This is a genomic window from Leifsonia sp. YAF41 (assembly GCF_052113185.1).
Lineage (GTDB): Bacteria > Actinomycetota > Actinomycetes > Actinomycetales > Microbacteriaceae > Cryobacterium.
The window spans coordinates 141372-165460 of record NZ_JBFRCS010000009.1 but is presented as its reverse complement, the minus strand read 5'-3'; the positions used below and the strand labels follow the sequence as shown (position 1 = coordinate 165460).

At 64.3% G+C, this 24089-nt stretch carries 25 protein-coding genes; 17 read left to right on the top strand and 8 right to left on the bottom strand.

Annotated features, from left to right (window positions below; all coding sequences use genetic code 11):
• Positions 1–53: 53 nt before the first annotated feature.
• The 3 genes from AB4Y63_RS11340 (at position 54) to AB4Y63_RS11330 (ending at position 3973) form a co-directional block, all read left to right on the top strand.
• On the top strand, positions 54–410 hold the full coding sequence (locus AB4Y63_RS11340; RefSeq protein ID WP_441791148.1) for a DUF6804 family protein: 357 nt from the start codon (positions 54–56) through the stop codon (positions 408–410).
• A 237-nt stretch (positions 411–647) separates the two neighbouring features.
• Positions 648–2834 carry a DEAD/DEAH box helicase gene (locus AB4Y63_RS11335; protein WP_441791147.1) on the top strand — a complete coding sequence of 729 codons (2187 nt, stop codon included), beginning with the start codon at positions 648–650 and terminating at the stop codon, positions 2832–2834.
• Between the two features lie 110 nt (positions 2835–2944).
• Positions 2945–3973, top strand: a complete 1029-nt coding sequence (locus tag AB4Y63_RS11330; protein WP_441791146.1) for a 6-phosphofructokinase — start codon at positions 2945–2947, stop codon at positions 3971–3973.
• Between the two features lie 63 nt (positions 3974–4036).
• Here AB4Y63_RS11330 and AB4Y63_RS11325 read toward each other — a convergent pair whose 3' ends face one another.
• Positions 4037–4291: a mycoredoxin gene (locus tag AB4Y63_RS11325; RefSeq protein WP_441791145.1), complete on the bottom strand. Its 255-nt coding sequence runs from the start codon at positions 4289–4291 to the stop codon at positions 4037–4039.
• A 178-nt stretch (positions 4292–4469) separates the two neighbouring features.
• Between AB4Y63_RS11325 and AB4Y63_RS11320 the strand changes: the two genes are divergently transcribed.
• Genes AB4Y63_RS11320 through AB4Y63_RS11310 form a run of 3 tightly spaced genes read left to right on the top strand, consistent with a single transcriptional unit; the run spans position 4470 to position 6601 of the window.
• The gene (locus tag AB4Y63_RS11320) at positions 4470–5051 is read left to right on the top strand and encodes an 8-oxo-dGTP diphosphatase (protein ID WP_441791144.1); all 582 of its coding nucleotides are present in this window, start codon (positions 4470–4472) and stop codon (positions 5049–5051) included.
• A gap of 18 nt (positions 5052–5069) precedes the next feature.
• Positions 5070–6269 (top strand): anion permease, encoded by a 1200-nt coding sequence (locus AB4Y63_RS11315; protein ID WP_441791143.1) that lies wholly within the window; start codon positions 5070–5072, stop codon positions 6267–6269.
• Complete coding sequence (locus tag AB4Y63_RS11310; RefSeq protein ID WP_441791142.1) at positions 6266–6601, top strand: peptidase; 336 nt, start codon at positions 6266–6268, stop codon at positions 6599–6601. The genes AB4Y63_RS11315 and AB4Y63_RS11310 overlap by 4 nt, the downstream gene beginning before the upstream one ends.
• A gap of 88 nt (positions 6602–6689) precedes the next feature.
• On the opposite strand, the gene AB4Y63_RS11305 is transcribed toward AB4Y63_RS11310, so the two are convergent.
• Positions 6690–7964, bottom strand: a complete 1275-nt coding sequence (locus AB4Y63_RS11305) for a uracil-xanthine permease family protein (RefSeq protein WP_441791453.1) — start codon at positions 7962–7964, stop codon at positions 6690–6692.
• Positions 7965–8164: 200 nt separating this feature from the next.
• Between AB4Y63_RS11305 and AB4Y63_RS11300 the strand changes: the two genes are divergently transcribed.
• From AB4Y63_RS11300 to AB4Y63_RS11275, 6 genes are all read left to right on the top strand, one after another.
• Positions 8165–9592, top strand: a complete 1428-nt coding sequence (locus tag AB4Y63_RS11300; RefSeq protein ID WP_441791141.1) for an NCS2 family permease — start codon at positions 8165–8167, stop codon at positions 9590–9592.
• A 253-nt stretch (positions 9593–9845) separates the two neighbouring features.
• Positions 9846–10226 carry a DUF4190 domain-containing protein gene (locus AB4Y63_RS11295; RefSeq protein WP_441791140.1) on the top strand — a complete coding sequence of 127 codons (381 nt, stop codon included), beginning with the start codon at positions 9846–9848 and terminating at the stop codon, positions 10224–10226.
• 244 nt (positions 10227–10470) lie between these two features.
• Positions 10471–11943 (top strand): aspartate ammonia-lyase, encoded by a 1473-nt coding sequence (locus tag AB4Y63_RS11290; protein WP_441791452.1) that lies wholly within the window; start codon positions 10471–10473, stop codon positions 11941–11943.
• Positions 11944–12249: 306 nt separating this feature from the next.
• Positions 12250–12762: a hypothetical protein gene (locus AB4Y63_RS11285; RefSeq protein ID WP_441791139.1), complete on the top strand. Its 513-nt coding sequence runs from the start codon at positions 12250–12252 to the stop codon at positions 12760–12762.
• Positions 12762–13526, top strand: coding sequence for a DUF1266 domain-containing protein (locus AB4Y63_RS11280; protein WP_441791138.1), 765 nt, complete (start codon positions 12762–12764; stop codon positions 13524–13526). Before AB4Y63_RS11285 ends, AB4Y63_RS11280 begins: the two co-directional genes overlap by 1 nt.
• A 62-nt stretch (positions 13527–13588) precedes the next feature.
• A complete protein-coding gene (locus AB4Y63_RS11275; RefSeq protein WP_441791137.1) occupies positions 13589–14509 on the top strand; it encodes an alpha/beta fold hydrolase in 921 nt (306 codons plus the stop codon).
• Position 14510: 1 nt separating this feature from the next.
• On the opposite strand, the gene AB4Y63_RS11270 is transcribed toward AB4Y63_RS11275, so the two are convergent.
• On the bottom strand, positions 14511–15254 hold the full coding sequence (locus AB4Y63_RS11270; protein WP_441791136.1) for a glycosyltransferase family 2 protein: 744 nt from the start codon (positions 15252–15254) through the stop codon (positions 14511–14513).
• A 75-nt stretch (positions 15255–15329) separates the two neighbouring features.
• Positions 15330–16205: a fumarylacetoacetate hydrolase family protein gene (locus AB4Y63_RS11265; RefSeq protein WP_441791135.1), complete on the bottom strand. Its 876-nt coding sequence runs from the start codon at positions 16203–16205 to the stop codon at positions 15330–15332.
• A 176-nt stretch (positions 16206–16381) separates the two neighbouring features.
• On the opposite strand from AB4Y63_RS11265, the gene gdhA reads away from it, so the two are divergent.
• From gdhA to AB4Y63_RS11245, 4 genes are all read left to right on the top strand, one after another.
• Positions 16382–17695, top strand: coding sequence for an NADP-specific glutamate dehydrogenase (gene gdhA, locus AB4Y63_RS11260; RefSeq protein ID WP_441791134.1), 1314 nt, complete (start codon positions 16382–16384; stop codon positions 17693–17695).
• Positions 17692–19092, top strand: coding sequence for an FAD-binding oxidoreductase (locus AB4Y63_RS11255; RefSeq protein ID WP_441791133.1), 1401 nt, complete (start codon positions 17692–17694; stop codon positions 19090–19092). Before gdhA ends, AB4Y63_RS11255 begins: the two co-directional genes overlap by 4 nt.
• 212 nt (positions 19093–19304) lie before the next feature.
• Complete coding sequence (locus AB4Y63_RS11250; RefSeq protein ID WP_441791132.1) at positions 19305–19676, top strand: FKBP-type peptidyl-prolyl cis-trans isomerase; 372 nt, start codon at positions 19305–19307, stop codon at positions 19674–19676.
• Positions 19677–19844: 168 nt separating this feature from the next.
• Positions 19845–20294: a hypothetical protein gene (locus AB4Y63_RS11245; protein WP_441791131.1), complete on the top strand. Its 450-nt coding sequence runs from the start codon at positions 19845–19847 to the stop codon at positions 20292–20294.
• Here AB4Y63_RS11245 and AB4Y63_RS11240 read toward each other — a convergent pair.
• Positions 20287–21135 carry an SDR family NAD(P)-dependent oxidoreductase gene (locus AB4Y63_RS11240; RefSeq protein ID WP_441791130.1) on the bottom strand — a complete coding sequence of 283 codons (849 nt, stop codon included), beginning with the start codon at positions 21133–21135 and terminating at the stop codon, positions 20287–20289. The two genes, AB4Y63_RS11245 and AB4Y63_RS11240, sit on opposite strands and share 8 nt — an antisense overlap.
• 87 nt (positions 21136–21222) lie before the next feature.
• The gene (locus tag AB4Y63_RS11235) at positions 21223–22398 is read right to left on the bottom strand and encodes a hypothetical protein (protein ID WP_441791129.1); all 1176 of its coding nucleotides are present in this window, start codon (positions 22396–22398) and stop codon (positions 21223–21225) included.
• Between the two features lie 76 nt (positions 22399–22474).
• On the opposite strand from AB4Y63_RS11235, the gene AB4Y63_RS11230 reads away from it, so the two are divergent.
• Complete coding sequence (locus AB4Y63_RS11230) at positions 22475–22882, top strand: RidA family protein (RefSeq protein ID WP_441791128.1); 408 nt, start codon at positions 22475–22477, stop codon at positions 22880–22882.
• A gap of 9 nt (positions 22883–22891) precedes the next feature.
• On the opposite strand, the gene AB4Y63_RS11225 is transcribed toward AB4Y63_RS11230, so the two are convergent.
• Positions 22892–23311, bottom strand: a complete 420-nt coding sequence (locus AB4Y63_RS11225; RefSeq protein WP_441791127.1) for an ester cyclase — start codon at positions 23309–23311, stop codon at positions 22892–22894.
• A 75-nt stretch (positions 23312–23386) separates the two neighbouring features.
• The gene (locus tag AB4Y63_RS11220; RefSeq protein ID WP_441791126.1) at positions 23387–24085 is read right to left on the bottom strand and encodes a M23 family metallopeptidase; all 699 of its coding nucleotides are present in this window, start codon (positions 24083–24085) and stop codon (positions 23387–23389) included.
• Positions 24086–24089: the final 4 nt, after the last annotated feature.

Sequence of the window (24089 nt, the reverse complement as noted above, 5' to 3'; positions counted from 1 at the left end):
CTGTCACGCCGGGCACGGTCGGCTCGCGTGCTCTCGCTCGATAGTCTTGAGGGATGCGCGCAGACCGACGTCCCCTGGGAACACCCGCCGAACCGACGTTCTCCCGGTCGGCGCTCGCGCCGGGCCTGCTGGGCGCCATCGCGCTGCTCGCCGGACTCGCGTTGCTCGATTCCGACGGCTACATCGTCATCCGCTATGTGGTCAGCATTCTCGCGGTCATCATGTGCGTCTTCGTGATCCAGGCCAAGTCATGGTGGTGGCTGATCGGGCTCGTGCCGATCGCGATTCTCTGGAATCCGGTCTTCGTGATCGAACTTCACGGGCAGGGCTGGGTCTCGGCCCAGTTCATCGCGGCTCTCGTCTTCATCATTGTCGGCGTGAGAACGAAAGTCCCTGTGCGCCACGAGTAATTCGCGGGCGTACACTGGGTATCGCGCCTGAGAACCCGGTCACCGTCTCGACCGTGCGATTGTTTGTCAGCAACATGATAAGCAACCGACGCGATGCTCGATTCAGGGTTCGGCGTATCGATCGAGCCGGCATCCGCGGATGCCGGTGCCCTTCGAGATTGGTTCCTTGTGGGGCCCGTCGGGAAGCAGCGCCACTCGGGCGCAGCGCCCGAGCTGGCATCCGTGAAGTGGAGAAGAATGCCATACACCCGCCAGCAGTCGTCAGGCTCAAGCAGCCGCGGACCCCGCGCCGACAGCAGCCGTAGCCGGCAGCGCGCGCGCTCCCGTGACGACGACGCGCCCATCATCCCGATTCTCGCCCGCAAGGTGCGCGAGGTCGAGGCGAAGGCGCAAGCCGGCGGCAAACTGGGCCCGACCAACCGCATCAAATACCAGGTCATCGCGCTGTTGATGCGCGAAGAACGAGCCAGAGTCAAGGCCGACCAGGAGACGACGGATGCGAATCGCGCCGAACTGCTCAAACGTCTCGACGGCATCGCCCAGATTTTGGCGAAGACCGCTGCACGCGACACCAGCCTGATCACCCTGCTCGAACCGGACGCCTCGGTGTCGACGGTCGCCCAGCGATTCCGTCGCGACTGGCTGCTCGAGTCTGGCGCCGAGCTGAGCCCCGACGAACTCATCATCACGCGGGAACCGGAAGCCAAGCCTGAGCTGCCCGAGAACCAGGTCATCCCGCAGTCGGTGAAGGCCCGCCAGCTGGCCAACCCGTTCCTCGCCCCCGACTTCAGCGCCGCGCAGGCCAAGCCCGTCGTCTCGGCGCGCCGACTAGCGAACTGGGAGCTTCTCGGTCCGCTGTTCAAGTCGTTCGAATACGGCTCCGGCGGTCAGGCTGCGACGATGAGCCTTCCCGAGGCTCCGAGGCTCGACCGGCTTTCCCCTCCCGGCATGGAGCTGATGCGGCACCAGGCCCGCTTCATCGAAAGCGCGCGCCTCGGCCACCGCAGCTACCTGTTGGCCGATGAGCCGGGCCTCGGCAAGACGGCGCAGAGCTTGCTCGCGGCATCCGTCGCCAACGCCTACCCGCTGCTCGCGATCGTGCCGAACGTCGTCAAGATGAACTGGGCCCGCGAGGTCGAGCTGTGGACGCCGAATCGTCGCGCCACTGTCATTCACGGTGACGGTGACACTCTCGACGCCTTCGCCGACGTGGTTGTCGTCAACTACGACGTGCTCGACCGTCACTTGGCCTGGCTCGGAACCCTCGGGTTCAAAGGCATGGTCGTCGACGAAGCGCACTTCATCAAGAACCAGCAGTCGCAGCGTTCCAAGCACGTTCTCTCGCTCGCCGACCAGATTCGCCGTCGCACGCCGGGCGGAAACCCGTTGCTCATGGCACTCACCGGTACCCCGCTGATCAACGATGTCGATGACTTCCGGGCGATCTGGCAGTTCCTCGGCTGGATCGACGGCGACAAGCCGACTCCGGCGCTGATGGCGAAGCTCGAAGCGACGGGTCTCACCCCGGCCGACGTCGGTTTCTACGCCGAGGCACGTGCCGCGGTCATCGACATGGGCATCGTGCGCCGTCGCAAGGTTGACGTCGCCGCCGACCTGCCGGCCAAGCGCATCGCCGACCTGCCGGTCGAGCTCGACGACGACCTGGGCCGGTCGATCAGGCAGGCTGAGCGTGAGCTCGGCGCCCGCCTCGTCGCCCGTTACAACGCACTGGTCACCGCCCGCAGCACCGGCAAAACCAAGCTGGTGCCCGATGCCGAGCAGCGTGAACAGTTCATCCGCGCGGTCGCCCACGCCGAACTCGAAGAGTCGAAGGGCGCAACAACCGGCGAGAACGTCTTCACTATGGTGCGCAAGATCGGTCAGGCGAAGGCCGGCCTCGCCGCCGACTACGCTGCCCAGCTGGCACGCTCGGTGGGCAAGGTCGTGTTCTTCGCGAAGCACATCGACGTGATGGATGCCGCAGAAGACACCTTCGCCAAGCGAGGCCTCCGCACCGTGTCGCTCCGCGGCGACCAGACCGCTCTGGCCCGCCAGGCCGCCATCGACGCCTTCAACAATGACCCAGAGGTCGCTGTCGCGGTCTGCTCGCTCACCGCGGCCGGCGTCGGAGTCAACCTGCAGGCATCCTCGAACGTCGTGCTGGCCGAGCTCAGCTGGACTGCAGCCGAACAGACTCAGGCGATCGACCGCGTGCACCGAATTGGTCAGGACGAGCCGGTCACCGCGTGGCGAATCATCGCAGCGCACACCATCGACGCACGCATCGCCGATCTCATCGGGAGCAAGCAGGGTCTCGCGGCCCGTGCGCTCGATGGCTCGGAGGAGGCCGACACGTCGTCAGACTCGATCCAGGCCAGCGCGCTGATTTACTTGCTCACGCAGGCGCTCGACGGAACGCTGTAGCCGGCGGCCGAGCCCCTGATTTGATCGTTCGGGGCTCGGCCCACCATGATGTGTAGACGGTAATGGCGCCGTTTTTCGATTCCCTCCTGTTCCATGAAAGAGCGGCCACTATGAAAATCGGTATCCTCACCAGCGGTGGAGACTGCCCCGGCTTGAACGCTGTTATCCGCGGTGCCGTTTTGAAGGGCGTGCGCATTCACGACGACGAGTTCGTCGGCATCCGCAACGGCTGGCGCGGCCTCGTCGAGGGCGACTTCATGCCTCTCGACCGTCACAGCGTGCGTGGCCTCTCGAAGCAGGGCGGCACGATTCTGGGCAGCTCCCGCACCAACCCGTTCGAGGGCGAGCACGGCGGGCCGGAGAACATCCAGAAGCGTCTCGACGCTCAGGGCATCGACGCGATCATCGCGATCGGCGGCGAAGGAACGCTCGCCGCTGCCCAGCGTCTGACGGATGCCGGAATCAAGATCGTCGGCGTGCCGAAGACCATCGACAACGACCTGGCCGCCACCGACTACTCGTTCGGATTCGACACGGCCGTCGAGATCGCAACCGAAGCCATCGACCGCCTGCGCACCACCGCCGAATCGCACGGTCGCTGCATGGTCATCGAGGTCATGGGACGCCACGTCGGCTGGATCGCCCTGCACTCCGGTATGGCCGGCGGCGCTCACGCCATTCTGATTCCCGAGCAGCCGCAGACCATCGAGCAGATTTGCGAATGGGTCGAGCACGTGCGCGACCGCGGCCGTGCGCCGGTCATCGTCGTGTCAGAGGGCTTCTTGCTCGCCGGAATGGAAGAGGCCCACTCGCACAAGGGGCTCGACGCCTTCAACCGTCCGCGTCTCGGCGGGATCAGCGAATTGATCGCCCCGATGATCGAAGAGCGCACCGGAATCGAATCCCGTGCAACGGTTCTCGGTCACACCCAGCGTGGAGGCGCTCCGTCGGCCTATGACCGCGTGCTCGCCACTCGTCTGGGCATGGCCGCCATCGACGCCATCCAGGCCAAGCAGTGGGGCTCGATGGTCTCGCTCAAGGGCACTGAGATCGAGATCGTCAGCATCAAGGAAGCCACCGGCGGCCTGAAGACGGTTCCGCAGGATCGCTACGACGAGGCGGCAGTTCTCTTCGGTTAAGAAGCGACCGACCGACTATCGGTCTCCCGACCACGTGGAGGTCGACTGCCGCGCGGCGGGGGTTCAGGCGAGTTTGGCCTGAACCTGCGCTAGCGACGGGTTGGTCGCGGCCGAACCATCCGGAAACAGCACGGTCGGCACCGTCTGGTTGCCGCCATTCAGGCTCATCACGAGTTCGGCGGTACCGTCGACGTCTTCGATGTTGACCTCGCTGTAGCCGATGCCGACCTTGTCGAGTTGGGTTTTCAAGCGGCTGCAATAGCCGCACCAGCTCGTGGTGAACATGGTGATGGTTCCTGATTCGGGCACAAAGTCCATGTGCAGAGCCTAACTGAGTCCGCGTGGCAGCCTTCTGTGCGGGGAACTGTGGCGGCCGCACAGGGCGCACTCTGGAATAAGCCAGGTTCGCGTTCTGTGTGGGGAACTGTGGCGGCCGCACAGGGCGCACTCTGGAATAAGCCAGGTTCGCCCGGGGGTGGCCCGCTACGCTGGAACCATGACGTTGCCTCAGGTTTGCGTGAGCTACCTGCTCCGCCAGACGGGCGATGGACGCACCCAGGTCTTGCTGGGACGCAAGAAGAAGGGCCTCGGTCTCGGAAACTTCGTCGGACTCGGCGGCAAGCTCGAACCGGGGGAGACCCCGGTGGATGCCGCAGTGCGCGAGATCCACGAGGAATCGGGTCTCACAGTACGTGCGTCAGATCTCGTGCCGATGGGGCGCCTGAGCTACTGGTTCCCGCATCGTTTGGCATGGAGCCAGGAGTCAAGCGTTTTCGTCTGCTCGACCTGGTCGGGAACGCCCACGGAATCCGACGAGTTGAACCCGGAATGGTTCGACCTCGACGCGATTCCGCTCGCAGAAATGTGGGACGACGCGAAGCATTGGCTCCCCGGAGTTCTTGCTGGAATACCGATAGTTGCCGATTTCACGTTCGGAGCGGACCTGGCAACTGTCGTAGAACACTCCGCTCAAGTTGACCAGCCTGGCCGTGAGTGTCAGGATCATACGGGTCCGAATCGCGGCTCCCGTAATACGTCTGAATCCCCGGCTCTCGTAGTCGATCACAACGGTTCATAAACGCAGAGAAAGACGCCGGTGGACTTCACTCTCATCGTCGTGCTGGTCATCGTACTGGCACTTGTATTTGACTTCACCAACGGATTTCATGACACCGCGAATGCGATGGCTACGCCCATCGCCACCGGCGCCATGCGACCGAAGGTTGCAGTTACCGTCGCAGCAATCCTCAACCTGATTGGTGCCTTCCTCTCGACAGCTGTCGCTACGACAATTTCGAACGGGCTGATCAATGAGGGCGAGGGCGGGGTCGCTATCACCCCGGAACTCATCTTCGCCGGTCTGATCGGCGCGATCGTCTGGAACCTGATCACCTGGCTTCGCGGGTTGCCGTCGAGCTCGAGCCACGCCTTGTTCGGTGGTTTGATCGGTGCGGCAATCATCGGTGCCGGGATCGGCGCGGTGAACTTCGACGTCGTGGTGGCCAAGGTCATCCTGCCGGCCCTGATCGCACCGTTGATCGCCGGCCTCGCCGCCTTCGCTGCGACCAAGATCGCCTATGCGGTCACGCGTCGCGACATCGGCAAGCCCGATGGTCGCGGCGGCTTCCGCTACGCACAGATCTTCTCGTCGTCGCTCGTCGCTTTGGCGCACGGAACCAACGATGCGCAGAAGACGATGGGTGTGATCACGCTCACCTTGATCTCCGGCGGGTTCCTGGCTGCAGGCAGCCCGCCGCCGTTCTGGGTCATCGCGGCCTGTGCTCTCGCGATTGCGATCGGCACCTACTCCGGCGGATGGCGCATCATCCGCACCATGGGAAGCGGCCTGACCGAGGTCAAGCCGGCTCAGGGCTTCGCCGCCGAGACCAGCACCGCTGCCGCGATTCTCGCGTCCAGCCACTTGGGCTTCGCCCTCTCGACCACGCAGGTCGCCTCGGGTTCGGTCATCGGTTCCGGCCTCGGCCGTCGCGGTTCGACGGTGCGCTGGGGCATGGCCGGCAAGATCGCGCTCGGCTGGGTGCTCACCCTTCCGGCTTCGGCCATCATGGGCGCATTCGCGGCCGGCCTGGCCTTGCTCGGACCGATCGGAATTCTGATTGACGTGGTGCTCGGCACCATCGTGATCGGCGGTATTTTCCTCTGGTCGCGCAAGGAAAGCATCTCGCACCACAACGCGGTCAACGTGAACGACATCGATGATGCCGGTCAGGTTGTGTCGATCAAGAAGACCCCCCGCAAGCCGTCGCGGAGCGAACGAAAGAAGGTCGCACAGTGAACGAGTGGATCGCCTTCATTCAGGTCGCCGTAGTCACACTGGTCTCCGCCTGTGTGCTCGTCTTCTTCTTCGCCCTCGGGCTGCGTCTGCTGACCACCGCGGGTCGCATCCCGATGGTCGAGCCGGCCGAGTTCACCGGTGCCATCACAATTCTGACGCCGGCTCGGGCGGCGAAAGAAGCCAAGCGTGCCCGCAAGGCCGCCGCGGCGAACCCGCTCACCGATTCTCAGAAGCGTGTGGCCGTCATCGGTGCATACCTCTGTTTCGCGGTCTGTGGCGCCGCGGTGCTCTACGGCATCTACTTGATCGTGCCGGCGTTGCACGGTTCATAGCTCCCCGTACGCGAAACGGCCCGCATCCCTTCTGGGGTGCGGGCCGTTTCGTCTGCCGGGGCGCTGCTGCCAGGCCCCGGCTGCGTGACTACAGGGTTCCGCGCAGGCGGCCGACCCAGTTCATCAGGTGGTAGATCACGATGGCCGCGATCGTGCCGAGTGCGATGCCGTTGAAAGTCAGCGTTCCGATGCTGAACGTGAAGTTGGCGATACCGATGATCAGCGCCGTCGCAGCGGTGAACTGGTTCACCGGGCGCGAGAAGTCCACCTTGTTGTCGAGCCAGATCTTCACACCGATGATGCCGATCAGGCCGTACAAAGCCGTCGTGACGCCGCCGAGGACTCCCGGCGGAATCGTGTTGATGACGGCGCCGACCTTGGGGGAGAGGCCGAGGGCGATCGCGACGATGCCGGCAACCCAGTAGGCGGCCGTGGAGTAGATGCGGGTGGCCGCCATCACGCCGATGTTCTCGCCGTAGGTCGTGGTGGCCGAACCGCCGCCGAATCCGGCGAGAACGGTGGCCAGGCCGTCGGCCATCAGAGCCCGGCCCGTCTGCTTGTTAACGCTCGGGTCGGTCATCTGGGCAACCCCCTTGATGTGTCCGACGTTCTCGGCGATCAGCACGAGCACGACGGGCAGGAAAGCGGGCAGAACGCCGAGCACTGCCGGGTTCGTGAACGGGTTGTCCGGCGAGTTGAACTCGGGGAGTCCGAACCAGGCGGCATCCGCGACGCTGCTGAAGTCGACCTGGCCGAAGAGAACGGCGGCGATGTAGCCGACGATCACGCCGAGGAAGATCGAGAGGCGACCGAGAATGCCACGGAAGATGACGGTGCAGAGGATGACGGCGAGAAGGGTGATCAGCGCGGTGAGCGGTGCCTTGTCGAAGTTATCGCGAGCGGCGGGTGCCAGGTTGAAGCCGATCAGCGCCACAATGGCGCCGGCGACGACGGGAGGCATCAGTGCGTCGATCCAGCCGGTGCCGGTGAGCTGAACGATCACGCCGACGATGGCCAGCAGCGCGCCGACGACGACGATGCCGAACAGGGCGCTGCCCATGCCGGCCGTTGCGGTCGCCGCGGTGATCGGGGCAATGAACGCAAACGAGGAGCCCAAATAGCTGGGCAGCTTATTGCGGGTGATCAGCAGAAAGAGCAGCGTGCCGATACCGGAGAACAGCAAGGTCGTCGACGGGGGAAACCCGGTGAGAATCGGAACGAGGAAGGTGGCGCCGAACATCGCGACGACGTGCTGGGCTCCGATCCCGATCGTGCGCGGCCAGGTCATTCTTTCGTCGGGTGCGACAACATCCGATACTCCGACAGTCTTACCGTCGCCGTGCAGTTTCCAGGGCAGCGCCATAGTTCCTCGTTCCAATTCGATTTAGATCCTTGCCGATCGTAGTGGGCGCCAGCCGGGTTGAAATGCGGAAAGATACACCGTGGCGGGGTGGACGCGCCAGGGCGTTTAGACTTATTCCCTGAGAATCCGCCGAACTGGCCCAGGAGAAGATCATTACCAGTACACAAACCCCCACGTCCCCGGCAGTGCCGAAAACGGGCATGAAGGCCCGGATCGACAACTACTTCGAGATCAGCTCACGCGGGTCAACCTGGGGCAAGGAAGTGCGCGGCGGCCTGGTGACCTTCGTCACGATGGCCTACATCGTCATCCTGAATCCGCTGATCCTCGGTGGCTTCAGCGCCGACCAGGCACCGCTCGACGTGCTCGGCAACTGGCTGCCCAACTCGCAGGTCGCCGCGGTCACCGCGCTGACCGCCGGTGTGATGACGATCCTCTTCGGTCTCATCGCTCGTTTGCCCTACGGTTTCGCAGCCGGCCTCGGCATCAACTCGTTCCTCGCCGTCAGCGTGGTCGGACAGGTGACCTGGCCGGAAGCCATGGGCCTCGTCATCATCAACGGTCTGATCATCGTGCTGCTGGCGTCGACCGGTCTGCGCTCGCTGATCTTCAACGCCGTTCCCCAGCAGCTGAAGATCGCGATCACCGTCGGTATCGGTATGTTCATCGCCTTCATCGGATTGGTCAACTCCGGTTTCGTGCGTGCCAGCCCCGCCGGTCCTCCGGTTCAGTTGGGCGACAACGGATCCGTCACCACGCTTCCGACGGCAACATTCGTCATCGGACTCATCCTCATCGGCATTCTGGTCGCCCGGAAGGTGAAGGCCGCGCTGCTGATCGGCATCGTCGCCACGACGGTTCTCGCCATCATCCTGGAGGCCATCTTCAAGGTCGGCCCGTCGCTCGGCACCAACCCGGCCGGGTGGAACCTGAACGCTCCCGTGCTGCCGACCAGCATCGTCTCGGTTCCCGACCTCAGCCTGGTCGGCCAGTTCAGCTTCGGCGCGTTCGAGCGCATCGGCATGCTCGCCGCCGTGATGCTCATCTTCACCCTGGTCTTCACCAACTTCTTCGACGCCATGGGCACCATGACCGGGCTCGCCAACGAGTCGGGGCTCGCCGACAAGAACGGCAACTTCCCGCGCCTGAAGTCGGCCCTGATCGTGGAAGGCATCGGTGCTGTCGCCGGTGGCGCGGCATCCGCCTCGTCGAACACCGTCTTCGTGGAGTCCGGCGCCGGCATCGGCGAAGGTGCGCGCACCGGGTTCGCGAACATCGTCACGGGTGTGCTGTTCCTCGCCGCGATGTTCTTCACGCCGCTGACCCAGATCGTCCCGCTCGAGGTGGCCAGTGCCGCGCTGGTGATCGTCGGTGCGATGATGGTGTCGCAGATTCGCTTCATCGACTTCAGCGAGTTCTCGGTCGTGCTGCCGGTGTTCCTCACGATCACCGTGATGCCGCTCACCTACTCGATTGCCAACGGTATCGGCGCCGGCTTCATCAGCTATGTGCTGGTGCGTTCGCTCTCGGGCAAGGCCAAGGAGATCAGCCCGTTGCTCTGGGTTGTCGCAGCCGGCTTCCTGATCTACTTCGTGCGTGGTCCGATCGAGGCGACGCTCGGCTTCTAGCCCGCTTCTCGTTACGCGCGCCTGCGCCAGTGGCGCGTGCGCTCATATCGTCGGCTCTCCGTCGGGACAGCGACGATGTGAGCGCACGCGTGAGCGAGGAGAGCGGAAACCGGGGGGAGAATCACCGCTCGGATGCGGGGGAGAAGCAGCGCTCGCATTCGGGGGATAGCCCCATGCCGACACGGCCTCGGCATCCGTAACGTTGATCACACGTTGCACAAGCAACTCAACAACGATTCAGGAGAACACTCTCATGTCAACCACAGCCGCCTACCCCGCTCCCGCGCAGGCACCCGCACCGGAATCCGGTCAGGCACCGGCCGCCGAGTTCGGGCACGCACCGGGTCAGGCCTGGAACCCGACCCCCGGCCCCGCGCCGGTGACAGAAGGACGCGCACTCGGCCTCTCGAGCCTCGTGCTCGGGCTGGTGTCGATCTTCGCCGGCTGGACCTTCTTCGCCCCGGTCGCCGGCCTGGTCACCGGAATCATGGCCCTCAGCCGTGAGCCCGCCAACCGCACCATGGCCATCTGGGGCATCGTGTTGAACGCCGTGATGATCGCCGGGTGGGTTCTCCTCGGTTTGCTCTTCGTCGGCCTCGGCCTGGCCCTGGTGCCGTTCGCGTTCGTTCTGTAGCGCTCGTCTTCGCTCGATCGACGGTCACTCTGTCGGATTCCGCCGCCAGCCGCACACGATGTGTGCGTCTGGCGGCGTTTTTGTGCGTCAACCACGCTCTACAGGCACGCCTCGGCTTCGGCAACGGTCAGGTGCCCGCGATAGGGTTGATGAGTCAGGAGCCACAAGCTCGCCCCCCATCGGCAATGGAGCCATAGTGTCAACTCGCGTGTCCGAAAACCCGTCAGCGCAGTCGGAGATCATCATCGATTCAACTACCCCACCGGCAGTCGATGCCGACGTGGCCCGACCCGGGTTCCGGCTCGAACGGGATTCGCTCGGAGCACTTGAGGTTCCCGAGAACGCCTATTGGGGTGTGCACACCAAGCGAGCGATGGATAACTTTCCGATCGCCAAGCGGCCGATCTCGGTCTACCCCGACTTCATCGTTGCCCTCGCTTCGGTCAAGCAAGCCTGCGCCCGTGCCAACAAGGAGATCGGCGCGCTGAGCCCCGAGAAGGCCGGCTGGATCGACGCGGCCTGCCAGGACATCATCGATGGCAAGTACCACGACGAGTTCGTCGTCGGTGTCATCCAGGGTGGCGCCGGAACCTCGACGAACATGAACGCCAACGAGGTCATCTGCAACCTCGCGCTCGAACGTGCCGGGTACGCCAAGGGGCGCTACGACATCCTCAGCCCGATCGACCACGTCAACCGCAGCCAGTCGACGAACGACACCTACCCGACCGCGATCAAGATTGCGCTCAACTTCTCGCTGCAGCACCTGCTGCGCGAACTCAAGCTGCTGCAGGGCTCTTTCTCGGCCAAGGCCGTCGAGTTCAACCACATCCTGAAGGTCGGCCGCACTCAGATGCAGGATGCCGTGCCGATGACGCTCGGCCAGGAGTTCCACGGCTACGCGACGACGCTCGGTGAAGATTACGACCGCCTCACCGAGACGATCTGGCTGCTGGCCGAGATCAACCTCGGCGCGACCGCGATCGGCACCGGCATCACCGCCGACCCCGGTTACGCGGCAGCCGCCATCCGTCACCTCAACACGATCACGGGACTCGACCTCGTCACCGCGCCCGACCTGATCGAGTCGACGAGTGACGCCGGCGGTTTCATGTCGTTCAGCGCCAACCTCAAGCGCAGCGCGATCAAACTGTCGAAGATTTGCAACGACCTGCGTCTGCTCTCGTCGGGACCGCAGGCCGGATTCGGTGAGATCAACCTGCCGCCCAAGCAGGCCGGCTCGAGCATCATGCCGGGCAAGGTCAACCCGGTCATTCCCGAGGTCGTCAACCAGGTCGCGTTCGCCGTGGCCGGGGCGGATGTCACGGTGACGATGGCCGCAGAAGGCGGCCAGCTGCAGTTGAACGCCTTTGAGCCCGTCATCGCGCACTCGCTGCTGCAGAGCCTGGCCTGGATGACGCAGGCAATGTGGACGCTGCGTGTGAACTGCATCGACGGCATCACCGCCAACGAAGACCGCCTGCAATCCATGGTCGGATCGAGCGTCGGCGTGATCACCGCGCTGATTCCGCACATCGGATACTCGGCTGCAGCAGCTCTGGCGAAGACCGCGCTGCTGACCGGTCGCAACGTGGCCGACCTCGTCGTCGAGTCGAAGCTGATGACCCGCGAAGACGTGATGCGGGAGCTGGAGCCGGCCCGTTTGTCCGGCATGGTCACCGACACGCAGACCAGCACGATTCCTATCATCGAATAGCCCACGCTCGCTGAGCAACACCACGCGCACACGGGCGACGGCGTCAATGACGCCGTCGCCCGACCGGTGGATTTCCCGGTTCGTTGGCTGAAGCGTCCGCTGAAGACTGCGGGTGTTGAAAGAGGCAATGCGACGTCCGCTACGCTTACAGACGGCCAGGCCTTTCAACCTGGAAAACCATCATTTCCGATATCCGAGATATCCGAGATCTCCGTGGTAGCTCAGATCGGCATCCATTGCTGACAGCAGTTCCGCCCGGGGACGGCGGATCTCACGACGAACTCAACATCCGGGGGGAACCACACCATGAGATCGATCTCTTACAAACCTGCATTCTCTGCCCTTGAAATCATTTTCGGGCTCATCGGTCCGGCCATCATTGTGATCTCACTGGTCGTCCCCATCCCCGACATGAAAATCGGTACCCTCTGGCTCAACGTGCCCGACGGTGTCGCGAATGCGGTTCTTACCGCCGTGGGTGTGCTGGTGACTCTCATGACTGTCCACAACCTGCTCGTCAAGCGAGCTGCGCGCGCACATGGCGCGGCCATTGTCCTTGACGAGACCGCGCTGACCTATACGCAGGTTCGGGGCTACACAGGCGTACTCGCGACCATTCCCTACGCCGACATCCGCAAGGTTGCCGTCACCACTGGTGACGATAATGTCGTGAAGCTCGTCACTCCCTCGGCGCGCCCGGCCAAGGTGACCTTCGACGCGGACAACATGACGAGCACCGCGGACTTCCACACTCTCATCGACGTGCTGAAGCACAAAGCGGACAACGCGTCGTTCACGGCAAAAGAGATCCAGGCATAGTGGGAGCCCACTGGCTTCGCACTGCCCGTGAGGCGCTTTCCGGTAAGAAGTACCGACGAGCGCCACAGAAGCAGGAATTGGCGACGGCCGAACGACGAGCGCTTGCCGCCGGGCTCGTCAACTCGGAGCAGATCATGGCATTTGCGGACAGCCTCGAAACCGGACTCCCTTCTGGCCGCATCGCTCACGGTCTCACGACCGCATGGTCGATCGCTTCGCGCGACGATGCGTTGGAGACGCTCGATTGGCTCGTGAACACGGGCGACCGGTACATCTTCGACATTGTCTTCCGTGCGTACGACGAGACGCCGGGCGATGACCGTGTACGCACAATTGCAGAGTCGCTCTGGAACACGGGGCGGTACGAGACCGAGGACGCGATCCAAGACGATCTCGCAACAGGGGTTCGAATGCTCGCGTGCATTGACGAGACGTACCGAACTCTGAAGGATCCCATCAACGGCGAGTACCGTGCCGAACACTACAGAGCGGGCATCCTGGCCTGGGACATCGGCCGGCTGGTGACCCTCGCCCGCTTATGCTGCGACCATGGCCTCATTGACGCGAAGGAGCGGCATGATCGGCTCATTGTCGCCGATGCCCAACTCACGACGCACTTCTCGTCGTGGCCGGTCTTCGCGCGTAGCTATGTGCTGGGTCGCGCGGCAAAGGGTGGCCGGAGCGTCGCCCTCGACGGAATCATCGGCATCGCCACGGATGCGATGTCAGACAGAAAGAGCCCGTGGCTCCTTTCACCACTCTGATCTTCAGAACGGCCGCGGTCCTCGCCGCACGGAAGATGCCACGTCAGGCGTAGCCTGGCTTTGTGACGATCTGGGAGCGACGACGCACTCGTGGGACGACTGGCGACGAGGGTGACTCGGCTGCGGTTCGCGATCGGACAGAACCCGACATCGACTGGCGAATTCTTCCTCCCGGCGCTCGGTCGTTTCAGTTCGACGCGCCGAGCGGTGCACTGGCAGCAGTCTCGTTCGGTGACCCGGACGATGAGCGCGTGGTGGTCGTTCCGGGGGCGACGGGGTCAAAGGAAGACTTCATCCTGGTCGCGCCGCTGCTTGCCGCCGCCGGGTACCACGTTGAGAGCTACGACCTGGCCGGGCAGTACGAATCGGCTGGAGCCGGACCGCCGACCGGGGAGAAGTTCGACTACGACCTCTTCGTCGACGATCTCTTGGCGTTTTTGAACGCCGGACAGGCGCCGGCGCATGTGCTCGGCTATTCCTTCGCCGGGTTCGTCGCCCAGTTGGCCTATCTGCGCCAGCCCGAGATGTTCTTGTCGCTTGCATTTCTCGGGATGCCGCCGCAGCCCGGTCAGAGTTTTCGCGGTGTGAGCTGGATCGGCCCGCTGAGCTATGTCATCACACCGCACGCGATTGCCGGGTTGCTCATCTGGGGGGTCAAGTGGAACCTCAATCGGGCGGCGCCCGGCCGATTGCCGCTCGTGCGTGAACGATTTGACGACACCGTGCGAGCGAGTGTCGACGACATCATCGGGCTGATGAAAAGCGCCCCGGATTTGCGCCCGGAACTGGCGGCCAGCGGCCTGCCGATGCTCGTCGCCGTGGGAAGCCACGATCTCTGGCCGGTGCAGATGCAACGGGAGCTTGCCGAGTTCATCCGTGCCGACTTTCGCGAATACCCCACCGGGCACAGCCCGTGCGAGACCACTCCGCATCAGCTGGCCCGCGACCTCGTCGCGTTGTACCGCCGAGCATCCGGCGGGTGAGTCAGGCCCGAGCTGCGCGTCGAACCTGACGCCGCGCTTGCCGGCGATGCATCGGCGATTGATCGGACCAGTGCAGCTTCATGGTGCGAAACGCCCAACGGATGCGACGGAAGAAGCCGGTGAAACTGTCGAACGGCCGCGCCGAGATCCCCACCCTCAACGATGCCCGGTAGGCCACGACCGTCGAAACGTCGAGGTGATAGCTGAGATCGAGGTCGTCGTGCACGTTCGGCACCCCGCGGTGCACCTGGTCTCGCACGTCCTGCCACAGCCGTTGACGCATCACAAAGTTCGATCCGAAGATCGGCGGCGCGGTCAGCCACCATCCCATGAACCAGAAATAGGCACCGATGTAGAGGTGCTCGCCGAGCGCCGCGACGACCGGGCCGCAGTCGTAGAACCGGCCGGGTCCCGTCAACACTTCGATCTCGGGGGAGCGCCGAAACTCGTCCTCGATCTGGGCAAGCCAGTTGGGAGGGGGAACCGAATCCGCATCGATCCGCGCGATCAGATCGCCGGATGCCGCGTCATACCCGGCCGCCGCTGCCGGCCAGATTCCACGCAGGGGTTCGGACACCACTCGCGCCCCCGCCGCGCGCGCCACGCTCGCCGAGGCATCCGTCGACGCATTGTCGACCACGATCACCTCGTCGGCCCGGCGTTCCTGGGCCGCCAGCGCGGCAAGTGCCTGCCTCAGAAACTGCGCATCGTTGAAGCAGGGAATCACGACCGAAATGGTGACCATCGCCCGCCTTCCTTCTGCCGCGCATGCCGAGTTCATCGGATACTACGCCTGGCAGAGGTCGACGCGTGAAACCGCCTAGATCTCGCGGCAGTGCGTGGTGAGCATGCCGATCTTGTCGATTGTGATCGTGACGGTGGACCCGTCGCGCAAGAACACCTGCGGCTTGCGGCTGTAGCCGGCTCCGCCCGGGCTGCCGGTCGAGATCAGCGTGCCGGGCAGCAGCGTCGCGGTCTTCGAGAGGTAGGAGATGATCTCGGCAACGGTGCGCACCATGTCGCCGCTCGAGGCATCCTGCAGGATGCGCCCGTCAACGTGGGTGGTCAGCCAGACATCCTGCGGGTCACCGATCTCATCGGCCGTGACGACGACCGGGCCGGTCGGAGTGAACCCGTCGAATGACTTGCAACGCGACCACTGGGCTTCGGAGAACTGAATGTTGCGCGCGGTGATGTCGTTGACGACGGTGTATCCGAAGACGTAGTCGAGGGCGTCGGCAACCGACACATTGCGGGCCGGGCGGCCGATGATGACACCGAGCTCAGCCTCGTAGTCGACCTCCTGGGTCAGGTCGGCCGGCCAGCTGATCGTCGATTCGTGCCCGGTGAGCGAGTTCGGCCAGAGCGAGAAGATGGTGGCGGCCGTCTCGGAGCGCAGCTTCAGCTCTGAGGAGTGAGCCGCATAGTTCGCGCCGATCGCGAGCACCTGCGGCGGGCGCAGAACGGCCGACGAGTGTCGAAGCTCGCTGATCGGGGTGAGGCTCGTTCCATGGGCGAGTGCATTGCCGACGAGGGCACGCACCCGGTCGATCTCCTCTTGACCCTTTTCGAGGAGGTCCTGCAGGTCGCGCGGTGCATCGTCAAGCACCTCGTCGAGAAAGAGGGCTCCGTCTCCGTGGGTGACCGCGAGGCGGGGAACAGACTGGCCTTCAATTCTCAAATGTGCAAACTTCACATATCCAGGCTAGAGCACCAATTGAGGCCAAACCTATGGAATAGGAGCAAAGACAAGGCGAACCCTTGGTGCCAAAGGTACAAGTTTGACCCCGTGCCGAGGCACGCCGTCGAGTCATTCGCGCGCGAGAGTAGCCGGTACTCTGGAAATCTGAAACTGCGAGAAAGATGCGAAATATGAGCACGATTGATCCAGCAATCCAGCACGTCTTTGATGAGGTTCTGCTTCGTAATGCCGGTGAGGTTGAGTTTCACCAGGCAACACGTGAGGTCTTCGAATCCCTCGGACGCGTTGTGCTCCGACACCCGCAGTACGCCGATGCGTCGATTCTGCAGCGCATTTGCGAGCCCGAACGCCAGATCATTTTTCGTGTGCCGTGGATCGACGATTCGAACCGCGTGCAGATCAACCGTGGATTCCGAGTTGAGTTCAACTCGGCACTCGGCCCGTACAAGGGCGGCCTGCGCTTTCACCCCTCGGTGACACTCGGCACCGTCAAGTTCCTCGGCTTCGAACAGATCTTCAAGAACGCCCTGACCGGCATGCCCATCGGCGGCGGCAAGGGCGGCAGCGACTTCGACCCGAAGGGTAAGTCGGAGCTCGAGATCATGCGCTTCTGCCAGTCGTTCATGACCGAGCTCTACCGCCACATCGGCGAGTACACGGATGTTCCCGCCGGCGACATCGGCGTCGGCGGACGTGAGATCGGTTACCTGTTCGGTCAGTACAAGCGCATCACCAACCGCTACGAGTCGGGCGTTCTCACCGGCAAGGGTGTGGGCTGGGGCGGATCCCGCGCCCGCACCGAAGCCACCGGCTACGGCGCTGTCTTCTTCACTGAGCAGATGCTCGCCACCCGCGGCGCAAGCTTCGACGGCGCCCGCGTGCTCGTCTCCGGCTCCGGCAACGTCGCAATCTACGCAATCGAAAAGGTGCACCAGCTCGGCGGCGTCGTCGTGGCCTGCTCCGACTCGGCCGGCGTCGTGTACGACAAGGACGGCATCGACCTCGATCTGCTGCGCGAGGTCAAAGAAAACCAGCGCGGTCGGCTCTCCGACTACGCGGCGCTGCGCGGCTCGGCCTCCGACTACCGTGCCGGCGGAAACATCTGGGCGCTGGCCGCCGAGACCCGCATCGATGTCGCGCTGCCCTGCGCCACCCAGAACGAACTGCATGAAGACGACGCCCGGGTTCTCGCCGCGAACGGCGTGCGCGCGGTCGCCGAGGGCGCGAACATGCCGTGTACTCCGGATGCCGTGCGCGTTTTCGCCGAGGCTTCGGTGCTCTTCGCGCCGGGCAAGGCAGCCAATGCCGGCGGTGTCGCCACCTCGGCACTCGAGATGCAGCAGAACGCGTCGCGTGACTCGTGGACCTTCGAGCACACGGAGGAGCGTCTCGCCGAGATCATGCGCGGCATTCACGAGGTCGAGGCCTCAAGAGCCGGTCTCGACAAGCTCGACCACCGGTTTTCCGAAAGAATAGGCGCATGACCGCACTCCACCGCCTGCAGGCCGCGCTCGGCGCCATCGTCAGCGTCGATCCCCTCGAACTCGAGGCCACGCGCGTCGACAAGTCGGGCTGGCAGGCCTCCGGGATGCCGCTGGCTCTGGTTGCGGCGACGTCGGTCGAGCAGGTGCAGATCACGCTGCGCATCGCCAGCGAATTCAGGGTGCCTGTCGTCACCCGGGGAGCAGGAACCGGTCTCGCCGGAGGAGCCTGCGGCACCGACGGTTCGATCGTGCTCAGCCTGGCCGGTATGAATCGCATCCTCGAGATCAGACCCGAAGACGAGCTCGCCGTCGTCGAGCCGGGGGTCATCAACCAAGACCTGAACGACGCGCTCGCCGCGCACGGTCTGTGGTTCGCCCCCGACCCGGCCAGCAAAGCCATCTCGACCGTCGGCGGCAATATCGCCACCAACGCCGGCGGGCTGCTCTGTGCCAAATACGGAGTGACCAGGGAAGCCGTGCTGGCGCTGCGCGTGGTTCTGGCTGACGGCAGTCTGCTCGACATGGGGCACCGCAGTGTCAAGGGCGTCACCGGCTACGACCTCACCGCCCTGTTCACCGGTTCCGAGGGAACCCTCGGCGTGATCGTCGGGGCGACGGTGCGCACGCCGGCGCGCCCCGCCGGGGACGTCGCGACGATCGGCGCAGTGTTCGCCAACGTCGCCGCCGCCGCCGCAGCATCCGCTTCGATTACTGCGGCACGTCTGCGTCCGGCCGTGATGGAACTGCTCGACCCGTCGGCGCTTCGAGCGATCGCCGGCTACCTCGGCACCGACAAGATGGCGGGCTTACCGCTCGAGCACGGCGCCTTTCTGCTGGTGCAGACCGACGGGCCGCTCGCCCACGTCGAGGCAGAGGCGGCGCTGAAGCTTGTGCGGGACGCGGGAGGCGACGCAGAACTCTCGACCGATCGGGAATCGGGGGAGAACTTGCTCGCGATTCGCCGGGCCATGCACCCGGCCCTGGCCGCACAGGGCGAGGTTCTGATCGAGGATGTCTCGGTGCCGCGCTCACGGATGGCTGAGATGTTTGAGGAGATTGCCCGGATCAGTGAGCGAACCGGTGTGACCATCCCCACCGTCGCCCATGCCGGCGACGGAAATCTGCACCCCAATTTCGTGATTCCCTTCGACCCGGAGAAGCCAGCGGATGCCCCGCTCGTGCCAGAGCACATCTGGGCTGCCGCCGACGAACTGTTCCGTGCCGCCCTCGCGCTCGGCGGCACGCTGACCGGCGAGCATGGCGTCGGCGTGCTCAAACAGCGCTGGCTGGTCGACGAGCTCGGCGAGACGAGTTTCGGGTTGCAGCGCCAACTGAAAGCGGTGTTCGACCCGCAGGGCATCCTGAACCCGGGCGTCATGTTCGCCGCGGAGAAATAGCGCGAGAGAGCAAAGAAATGGCGCGATATCCGAGGCGGATTCGGGTCGGCGCAGGAGGCAAAAGAGAACCCGCCGCCCGGTCGAGTGGCAATGCCGACTAGCGAACCGGGGCGGCGGGTTTTTCTTACTTAAGGGTGCACCCGCGGGGGTCTATTAAGCAAGCATTTGTTTTTCGGTGTGCGTCAGGTCGCCAAATCCGCTTGGATGGTGGGATGACTGATTTGAATTCAAAACCTGAACTCGACTTCCCCGAAGGCCCCGCGCCCGAGGCTCTCGAAATTGTTGACATCGTGGTGGGCGACGGCGCAGAAGCGACGCCGGGCGCCAAGGTTGACGTGCACTACCTCGGTGTCGAGTTCGACACCGGCGACGAATTCGACTCCTCCTGGGGTCGCGGCCAGTCGATCAACTTCCCACTGGGGTCGCTCATCGCCGGTTGGCAGCAGGGTATCCCCGGCATGAAGGTCGGCGGACGCCGCAAGCTCGTTGTTCCGCCCCACCTGGCATACGGACCCGCCGGCTCGGGACACCGTCTCGGTGGCAAGACGCTGATCTTCGTGATCGACCTGCTGGGCGTCAGCTAACCCGAAGCCCCACACACGCGCGGCGTGGTCACCGAGTTGCCAGAGGCATCCGGGGGCCACGCCGTTTCGCGTTGCAAAAACGCACGGCATCGCGCGTTTCTGTTGCAGCATGTGAACAATCTGCACATGTGCCCTTTCGCACTGAGCGGCCCGCACAGATAATGAGCCATGATCTCCTCCGATTCGGCTCGGTCCCTGCGTCAGGCCGGCTTGGCCTGGCATCCCGCATCCGGTGACTTCTTTCGCATTGAGCGGCCGGAGTTCGAGACGGATGTTTTCACGGTCAGCGATATGGCGATCGAGTCACACGAGTTCGACACCGGCACCATTCTCGGGTTCAACGGCACGACAGAGTGGGCGCTCGATTCGCTGGCGCTCGAGGATGCCCTGTGGTTGCCCCGCGAAGATCAGCTGCGTGAGTTTCTCGGGCCCCGATTCCACGCGCTTCATCGCTTGGGCGAGAACGAGTACCGCGTCGTGATCGACATCGGGGGAGTGCGGGTCGACTGCGATGCGGCGGATCCGGCTGATGCCTATAGCGCGGCAATTCTCGGCGTTCTTGGCGGGATTCCTCACGGCGACGAAGGCCACGACGAGGACGAGTCAGCCGTCAGCTGACCCAGGCCCCAGTCATCCGTTGCACGGCGCTTCCGTCGAGGTCGGCGAGTTTCACTCCGACGAAGGCGCGTGCGGCAGCCGAGGTCTGCACTCGGAACGGTGGAGTGCTTCCACTCAGTAGCTGCGCGATGAAACGGCCGGTATCCTCAGCCGATTGCGCGTTGTCGAACGCCGTTTCGGTGCGCGCGACGTACGCGCGCAGGGCGTCGGCGTAGGGATCATCGGCGGGGTGGGTGCGCTCTCGGTCGAAGCCGACGTTCTCGACGAAGGCCGAGGCCACGGCGGCCGGTTCGACAACCGTGACCGTGACGCCGGCCGTCGCGGCAACCGGGGCGAGGCTCTCCATGAACCCTTCGACGGCGAACTTCGCGGCGCAGTACGCCTCGTTGAACGGCTGGCCGATGATTCCACCCACGCTCGTGATCGAGAGCAGACGACCTTTGGTCGCCCGCAGGTGCGGGAGCGCGGCCCGGGTCATGGTGACGGTGCCGAAGAAGTTCAGTTCCATCACCGTGCGCAGATCGTCGATGTTCTCGTGCTCGATCGTGCCGATGTGACCGGCTCCCGCATTGTTGACCAGCGAGTCGAGCCGTCCGTGGTCGCCGACGACGTCGCCGACGACATCCGATACCCACTGCGGCTCCGTCACGTCGAGCCGGCGGATGTCGAGGCGCACGCCGAGCGCGGAGGCCGCGTCGCGCAGAGTATCCGAGCGGTCCAGATTGCGCATCGTGGCCACCACGGTGTGGCCGGCCTGTGCGGCGGCCAGGGCCGTGTGCAAACCGATGCCGGAGGAGGTACCGGTGATCAGTACGACGTGTGGAGTGGATGAAGTGCTCATGCGTCATCGTCTCACCGTCGAGTCGGTTGCGCGAGGGTTTCGCCTGATGCCGTCCGACGCAGCCTGATGCAGCCAGGCGGCGCTTGATCAGCGCTGGCCGATCACGAACCAGAGCCCGGCCAGTGCGAGGGCGACGAAGGCTGCAACGCCGACCCAGCCGTTCTTGTGCTTCAGCCGACGCCCGGCCGGCGCGACCTCGTCAGCGCCTGGAGGGGCATTGTCCGTTCCGTGAGCCCCGGCCGCAGTCAGCCGTTCATCGCGGTAGCGTTCGGTGCGGCTGAGCGTCTTCGTGCCGACGGTGCCGGCGATGGTGAACATGCGCTGGAGCGTTGCCGGATCGGTCATCGTGAAGGGCGTCCGGCGGTAGATGAACATCCAGTCGTCGATGATCTCGACGTCGAAGCCTCCGGCATTGTCAATCAGCAACGCCATCAGGTCTGGCGTGAACACATACAGCGCATCCGGCTCGTACGCGTGCGGGCAGTAGAGCGTGAAGTAGGAGTTGAAGTCCCCTTCGAGACGCAACTGTTGATTGCGTGCGACGCTGATCGGCAGGTTCGTGGTGCCGAACAACCCGTGGTTCGAGCGGGAATCAAGCAGCATGTGTGGCAACCGCCGATCAAGCTGCAACGCCAGATATCCCCAACTGTGGGTGGTGCGCTCGTCGCCGGACCCCGTCGTGTACCGATAGTTGCCGAGATCAAGCGTGCGACCACCGTTCGAGTGGATGCGGTCGAAACCGGCGCGCGCACTTCCGCGACCGAAGATCGCACCCGGATAGTCGAGCGAGGGGGAGAGCGGTTCGGCGACGAGTCGGTTCGCCTGCGCGAAGCGGTCGAGGCGGTACCAGTTGGCCCATTTGCCGCGTGGGCCGGAGCGCACAGCCCAGACCGCGACGAGCACGGCGACGACGAGGAGCGCGGCGACCATCATCCACCATTCGAACCCACTGTTACCCTCGACAGCCCCCTGTCTCGAGCCGGATGACCAGAAGTCGGCGATCACGCTCACGGTGGCCGCCGCGATGGCACAGACCACGAACCCGACGATCACGATCAGTACGATGGCCAGAACGCGCACTGCTCGCCCCTCGGCCCAGGCGGCGTGCCTCTGCCGAGACTGCCGCCGGTAGTCGCGAACCGCGGGCCGATCGACCGGGCTAGTGAGAGCACGGTAATCGAGTCCGCTGACTCCCCACGCGCCGAGCGGCCCTGCGGCAGCCGGCCCGCCTGGAGTTCGACCGATCTCGATGTCGTCGCTCATCTTCATCAGACTAGGGCCAGCGGGTTCAGCCGAGGGGAAAAGTCGTCGAAGACGGGTTGTCCATTACAATGACGGTGTGTCTCATCCCGTTAGCCTCATTCGCTCGGCCGCCCTGTCGGACGTTGCTCAGTATGCGTATGCGTCGACAGCCCCCGCCGGCTCACGACTCATCTTTCTCGCCGGTTCCTGCCCGCTGAACATCGACGGGAGTACGACAGGCGTCGGCGACTACGCCGCGCAGGCGGCCAAGGCCATGGAGAACCTCGTGATCGCTTTGGCTGCGGCAGGAGCCAACCTGGGCAACGTTCTGAGCACCCGGGTTCTCGTCGCATCGGCCGAGCGAAGCGACTTAGGCGAAGCCTGGGAAGTCGTGCGCGACGCATTCGGCGATCACGACGTTCCGAGCACACTCCTGGGTGTCACCGTTCTCGGCTACGAGGATCAGCTGGTCGAGATCGAGGCCGTCGCAGCMGTTATCGACTGAGCGACGCAGCTACGCGGGCGGTCCCGCGGGAATGGCACCGATCTGCTGCATCATCGCGAGGGCGTCATAAACCCCCCAATGCTCATGCACGAGTCCGTCGCTTCCGAGGCGAAAGATGTCGATGAGTTGCACATCGACGCTCTTCCCCGAGGCCGCCATGCCCATGAAATCTCCCTGGTTGGTTCCCGAGAATCTCGCGCGCACGACCACCTTCTCGCCGCTCTCCACAAGATCTTCAACAGTGATCTTCATGTCGGGGAATGCCGCCTGTTGCATCCGAAAGAAATCCTTCACTCCTGCTTTCGTCGGTTCAAAACCTGGTGTCACTTCGTACTCGATGAAATCGTCGGCAATAAATTCACCGAATTTGTCGATCTCTCCGGCGTTCAGGTTGTCGTAGAGGCTTCGTGCCGTCGTCGCGTTGTCCATTTCTTCCTCCTCGCAAGGGCTTCCTACCGGAGAGTGTGTCCTTCGCCGGGGTGGCCGTCTACCCCGACCAAACGACTATCCGCCACTGTCCGCAGCCGCGACGGGCAGCGGTTCAACGACGGCACCCTCGGCAGGAACTCCGGATTCCCGAATCTCGAAATGCCGGGCGCCACGCGCCGATTCGCGATAGCGCCGGAATCGCATCGGCAGGCCGCTGGCGAGGGCAAGGTCGGAGCTGTCCATGACCTGCAGGTGCAGGTGGGGCTGAGTCGAGTTGCCTGAATTCCCGCACGCTCCGATCGGTTGCCCGGTCGTCACGGTGTCGCCGGGTACGACGCTCAGGGAGCCGGCACGCAGATGAACGAGGGCGACGAATGCGTCGCCATACGTCTTGATGATCAGAAAGTTGCCGGCGATTGCTTCAACGCCCTGTCGCACCCGAGCGCCCTGTCCTAGCGCGTAGGGCACCAGCGCGAGCTGAGATCGCCGCGCCTCATGATCGATTTCACCATCGTGGGCCTCGACGACGGTGCCGTCGACCGGCGAAAGAATCGCGCGCCCGAAGGCGAAAAACCGCTCAGGTGGTTCGGTGGCCAACAAGGTGCGCCAGTCGCGGAACGGCGAAGTGCGCCGACGGGCGTCGACGCCGACGAAGTCGATGGCGTACCGCTCGCCCCACACATCGGTGCCATGGCTCGGCACCCGACGTGCCGGACTGTTCTGCGCCAGCCAGAGGCCGGTGAAGGGCAGTGCGATAACGATCGGTGCGCTCACCGGG

Excerpts from the sequence above, each read along its gene's own strand:
- AB4Y63_RS11240 (WP_441791130.1), bottom strand. The coding sequence starts at position 21,135 with ATGAGCACTTCATCCACTCCACACGTCGTACTGATCACCGGTACCTCC.
- AB4Y63_RS11225 (WP_441791127.1), bottom strand. The coding sequence starts at position 23,311 with ATGGACAACGCGACGACGGCACGAAGCCTCTACGACAACCTGAACGCC.
- AB4Y63_RS11335 (WP_441791147.1), top strand. The coding sequence starts at position 648 with ATGCCATACACCCGCCAGCAGTCGTCAGGCTCAAGCAGCCGCGGACCC.
- AB4Y63_RS11330 (WP_441791146.1), top strand. The coding sequence starts at position 2,945 with ATGAAAATCGGTATCCTCACCAGCGGTGGAGACTGCCCCGGCTTGAAC.
- AB4Y63_RS11245 (WP_441791131.1), top strand. The coding sequence starts at position 19,845 with ATGATCTCCTCCGATTCGGCTCGGTCCCTGCGTCAGGCCGGCTTGGCC.
- AB4Y63_RS11295 (WP_441791140.1), top strand. The coding sequence starts at position 9,846 with ATGTCAACCACAGCCGCCTACCCCGCTCCCGCGCAGGCACCCGCACCG.
- gdhA (WP_441791134.1), top strand. The coding sequence starts at position 16,382 with ATGAGCACGATTGATCCAGCAATCCAGCACGTCTTTGATGAGGTTCTG.
- AB4Y63_RS11270 (WP_441791136.1), bottom strand. The coding sequence starts at position 15,254 with ATGGTCACCATTTCGGTCGTGATTCCCTGCTTCAACGATGCGCAGTTT.
- AB4Y63_RS11325 (WP_441791145.1), bottom strand. The coding sequence starts at position 4,291 with ATGGACTTTGTGCCCGAATCAGGAACCATCACCATGTTCACCACGAGC.
- AB4Y63_RS11340 (WP_441791148.1), top strand. The coding sequence starts at position 54 with ATGCGCGCAGACCGACGTCCCCTGGGAACACCCGCCGAACCGACGTTC.
- AB4Y63_RS11305 (WP_441791453.1), bottom strand. The coding sequence starts at position 7,964 with ATGGCGCTGCCCTGGAAACTGCACGGCGACGGTAAGACTGTCGGAGTA.
- AB4Y63_RS11285 (WP_441791139.1), top strand. The coding sequence starts at position 12,250 with ATGAGATCGATCTCTTACAAACCTGCATTCTCTGCCCTTGAAATCATT.
- AB4Y63_RS11300 (WP_441791141.1), top strand. The coding sequence starts at position 8,165 with ATGAAGGCCCGGATCGACAACTACTTCGAGATCAGCTCACGCGGGTCA.
- AB4Y63_RS11235 (WP_441791129.1), bottom strand. The coding sequence starts at position 22,398 with ATGAGCGACGACATCGAGATCGGTCGAACTCCAGGCGGGCCGGCTGCC.
- AB4Y63_RS11320 (WP_441791144.1), top strand. The coding sequence starts at position 4,470 with ATGACGTTGCCTCAGGTTTGCGTGAGCTACCTGCTCCGCCAGACGGGC.
- AB4Y63_RS11250 (WP_441791132.1), top strand. The coding sequence starts at position 19,305 with ATGACTGATTTGAATTCAAAACCTGAACTCGACTTCCCCGAAGGCCCC.
- AB4Y63_RS11255 (WP_441791133.1), top strand. The coding sequence starts at position 17,692 with ATGACCGCACTCCACCGCCTGCAGGCCGCGCTCGGCGCCATCGTCAGC.